3 protein-coding genes and 2 pseudogenes are annotated in these 4,171 nt (G+C 68.7%); 2 read left to right on the forward strand and 3 right to left on the reverse strand.

Annotation, left to right across the window (positions count from 1 at the left end):
- Window positions 1–94: 94 nt before the first annotated feature.
- Window positions 95–840, forward strand: a pseudogene (locus tag AC07DU_RS29790) (gamma-glutamyl-gamma-aminobutyrate hydrolase family protein).
- 236 nt (window positions 841–1,076) lie between these two features.
- On the opposite strand, the gene AC07DU_RS29795 reads toward AC07DU_RS29790, so the two are convergent.
- A complete protein-coding gene (locus AC07DU_RS29795) occupies window positions 1,077–1,907 on the reverse strand; it encodes a hypothetical protein (RefSeq protein WP_479114799.1) in 831 nt (276 codons plus the stop codon).
- Between the two features lie 846 nt (window positions 1,908–2,753).
- Here AC07DU_RS29795 and AC07DU_RS29800 point away from each other — a divergent pair.
- Window positions 2,754–3,614, forward strand: coding sequence for an endonuclease/exonuclease/phosphatase family protein (locus tag AC07DU_RS29800; protein ID WP_479114801.1), 861 nt, complete (start codon window positions 2,754–2,756; stop codon window positions 3,612–3,614).
- A gap of 145 nt (window positions 3,615–3,759) precedes the next feature.
- On the opposite strand, the pseudogene AC07DU_RS29805 reads toward AC07DU_RS29800, so the two are convergent.
- Window positions 3,760–3,867, reverse strand: a pseudogene (locus tag AC07DU_RS29805) (IS5/IS1182 family transposase); the annotation flags it as partial.
- A gap of 156 nt (window positions 3,868–4,023) precedes the next feature.
- Window positions 4,024–4,171, reverse strand: a 148-nt coding sequence (locus AC07DU_RS29810) for an RlpA-like double-psi beta-barrel domain-containing protein (protein WP_479114873.1), incomplete at its 5' end; no start/stop codon positions are given.

The following is a 4,171-nucleotide window of genomic DNA, read 5'->3' on the forward strand; positions in this document are numbered from 1 at the left end:
GGAACAACACCCACAGCTCATCCGGGACCAGCCGCTCAACCAAGTCCTTCATGCACGGTCCAACGAACGATCACGCCATAAGAAACGACGTCTTATAGGAATCACCACTTACCTCACCGACGCGCGGTGGGGAGAGTGGGAGCTGCCCGCCGCACTGCTGCCCGCGGCGTACGCCACATGCGTTCAGGCTGCCGGAGGCCGGGCCGTCCTTCTGCCGCCCGATGCGCCGGGCGCGGCGGCGGACGTCATCGCGCGATTGGACGGCGTCATCCTCGCCGGAGGTGAGGACCTGGATCCCGCCCTGTACGGGGCCGAGCCCCACCCGTGTGCGGGGACTCCGGTCCCCGCCCGCGACCGGTGGGAGCGCGCTGTCCTCAAGAACAGTCTGGACCGTGACATTCCCGTCCTCGGAATCTGCAGGGGCATGCAGCTGATGAACGTTCACGCGGGCGGCACGTTATCCAGCACCTGCCCGAGAAGGTGGGTCACGACGCCCACAACGCGCATCCCGGATTCTTCGCGCCACATGCCATCACCACCGTGCCGGGCACCCGTCTGGCCGCACTCCTGCCCGGGACCAGGCAGGTGGCCACGCACCACCACCAGGCAGCCGACCTCCTCGGCGCAGGCCTGGCGGTCGCGGCCTACGCCGAAGACAGGACAGTCGAGGCCATCGAAAGCACCCGGCACCACTTCGCCCTGGGCGTGCAGTGGCACCCCGAGATGAGTGCCGACCAAGCAGTGATACAAGCTCTGGTGTCGGCAGCCCGGCAGCGTACAACGGCAGGGTTGCACGAGTCGGCTGAGCGGCGAGCACCGGTCGGTGGCGCTCCCCTTTAACGTCTTGTAACGCCTCGCGCCCCTGTCAGCTCGGCCACCACATCCGGCAACGGAGCGGCAGCTGCCAGCCCACCGGCAGCGTCGCTGCCTGCCCTGCGCTGCGTTCGCCCTGGCCCCGCACCGGCCGCACACCTGCGACTTCTCGTCCACGCAGAGGACCAGGGGATCCGGGCCCTGGACCGGTCCAAGCCGGTCCTGCCGATGATCCCCCTATCCCCGTATTCCGGCTGCCTCCTTCAGTAGCCGTCGGTCCCGGGCTCGGTGCCGTTGTCGGCGACGGCCTCGCCGAGGCGGAGCACACGGCTGGGTTCGTCGGCGTCGTGGGCCGCCCGGTCCGCGTAGACCCTCAGCTCGTCCCCGGTCAGCACGACGAGGGGATCGGTCCACGCCTCGGTGTCTTCCGGCACGAGCAGGCGCGAGGCGCCCCGCTCGATATCGTGGATCAGCAACGAGGCGATCCAGCCCCCTCCCGGGCCCCATCTCTGCATCGGATGGTCGTCCGGGCCCATGGCCTGCACCACGTAGAACCGGTTCCCCTGCCATTGGCCCCCGAAGTCCAGGGCCACGTCCGCTTCCACCTGGACGCCGTCCACCCACAGGCGAGATGCCCACTTCTCGTCCTCACGACAGGACACCGCACGATGCCGGTCGTCAGGGCTGAACCTCACCCTCAGCCAGGTGTCCCCGTAGAAACCGCTGCACGCTCCCGGCGCCGGGCCCTCGCGACGGCCCGGCGCGGCCGGCTCCAGAGCACAGATCTCCGGAGTGCGACACGCCCGGTCGATGCGCCGTTCGCACCCCATGCCCGCCGCCGCACAGTCACGGGGGGACGCCCGGGACAACAGCTCGCGCCCCCGCTCCCGGTACACATCCTCCCCGACCAGGGCCTGGTAGGCCTCCGCGTGTCCCCACCACGCCAGCAGGTCGACGGCCACCGGCGAGCGGCGCAGCCACGGCCACCACTCCACGCCCTGAAGGCCCCAGTGCCGCAGCACCCGGCTCTCCGGGGCCTCCGCTCCGCCGAACCCCTTCTGCGTTCGGCGCTGCCTGTCCCCTCGCCATTTCATGATCCCGCCCTCCCTGTACGGCTTCCGAGATCATGGGAAAGCATCGGACGCCAAGAGAGCAAACTGCTTTTCCGACCGGAACGGGAACCGTCGGCGTGAACGTACTTGAACTGCTGCTGGTTGCGACCGATGTCGGAGGGACACGCGGCAGGCCTCCCGTTGGCGCGCGCTCTTCCCGTGAGCCTGCTCGGGGGGCGTACCGACCACGGCCGGGGCCACGCGCGGCTGCATCGCGCGGGAGATCGGTCAGCGTGACGGGGCGACACGTCCGACGGAGTTGGACTCCGACGGAAGCGGGGCCACGTCGAAAGCGACGCACTGCGTTGTGACGTACCGGCGCGCCTCCGGGTCCGAGGCGAGGCGGGAGGTTGCCTCCTCCGTTTACAGCGCCGCCGGGGGGCTGGGGAGCGCACGGACCCGGAGACATGGCGGGATGCGGTGGTCGGGATCACTGTGGCGGACAAGAGCGACGGATTCGATCCGCCCACCGAGGATGTCCTCACGAACGCCGTGATAGTGGCCTGGACCAGGCTGGGACTGGTCCTGTGGTTCCTGCTGGGCGCCGGAACGCTCCGCCACCTCTTCGGAATCACCGGTCTCCGGGCCACGGGTGGGTTCTGTTCGGCTACTGGCCAGGCCAGTCCTCAATGGTTCCCTTACACCCTGACCTACGAGCTGAGCACATCGGACTACGGAGGGGCCTGGTGCTCTGGGTTTTCTGCCTGATGCTGGCCGCGTTCTGCGTCTTCGGCTCCTACAACGAAGTCCTGTCGCGGGTGGCGCTCGGCCGCTGGTCGGAGGCGAGACGCTCAAGGTGAGTGAGACTCGAGCTCAGGGGGTGGCCGCGTGACGACTGACGGGGAGAGTGTCAGCCTGGCGTCCTTGAATGTCTGCTGCGGAATGTCCAACTCGCTGCGGCCCGTGAAGAAGCGAGCGGCTGAGTTCTGCCGCCGTCTCGAGCGGACGGACGTGGACATCGTGAACTTCCAGGAGGTCTGGACCCCGCGTCTGCAAAGATTTCTCGCGCGGCACCTGCCGTCGTTCCCGTTCGTCGCCCGCAGGACCGGCATGCTCGGTCAGCCGGCCGGAGGCCTGGTCTCCTTTTCCAGAAGGCCGTTGCGGGCAGTGTGGTACATGTCGTTCCGCGGCACGCGGCCGCGAGCTGGCGGCCCGTTGTTCCGCTGCGCGGTGACATTGGGCAGCCGTCTCCAAGGCGTCCTGACCTTCGAAGTCTCCGGACACCGAACGGTGGTGGCCAACGCGCATCTGACCGCGAACAGGGACGGGGATTGGTCGGCGGGCAACCGGCACGAAGCGCTGCAGATGGCGCAGCTGACGAGGTTCCACCGGGTCGTGCGGGAGGCGCGCGACCGCGACACCGACCTGGTGATCGCCAGCGGCGACTTCAACCTCCCCAGCAGTTCAGCTCTGTATGAGGCGCTGGTGGACGAAGGCGGATGGCGGGATCCGTTCGCCGCAGCGGACCTGCCCACCTTCCACGCCGAGCTGCTGCCTGCCGGTGCATCGGCGTACCGGGTCGACTACCTGCTCGTCCACGGTGACGCCGCCCGTTACCCGGTCACCGGGAGCGGTCTGCTCTTCACGGAGCCGGTCGCGATGCCGTCAGGCGGCACGGCATTCCTGTCGAACCACATGGCACAGGTAGCCACGATCGGACGCAGGCCAGGTCCCCGACCTGCTCAATGAACGCACCGGAGGCACGTTGGCTGATCGCAGACGAGACGGCGCACCAACAGTCGTAGACACACGCCCACCCACAGATGCCCACAGTCTGGGCGTCGGGCCGTTGCAGGACCAGATCCCGGGCACGGGGGTCGCGGGCATGATGTTCCGGACGGCGTCGGGGCCGGCCTCGCTTGCCCCACAGCGGTGGTACCGCCTGGAGCGGTGGGATCAGCTGCGTGACCTCGTTGCGATTCCCGCCGGTCCGGGTGGCAGCGCGCCGGGCCCCGTCCGATCCTGGGGACGCCGACTCGAACTGCTCAGCCACCCGGGTCGGGCGGGGAATACCGCAAGCGGTAGGTGCGGTACTACGGAGGGGGAGGGGTTGCGCTGTGCCCCGCCGTAGTTCCGTGGCACCGAAGGGACCTGGCGTTTACGGCACGCGTTCGATGCGTGCGCGTCGGATGAGGTTCTTGCCGGGTTCCCTCACCTTGTCGAAGGCCGCGTTGTTCAGTAGGACGCAACTGCCCGACGGGCCGTTGACCGTGACCGTTGTCGACTGGCCGTTGTCGAGGTTGGTC

The sequence above is a fragment of the Streptomyces sp. NPDC045695 genome, assembly GCF_056432025.1.

What these genes read in the sequence shown, in the direction of transcription:
- AC07DU_RS29795 (WP_479114799.1), bottom strand. Translation starts at nt 1,907, where the DNA reads ATGAAATGGCGAGGGGACAGGCAGCGCCGAACGCAGAAGGGGTTCGGC.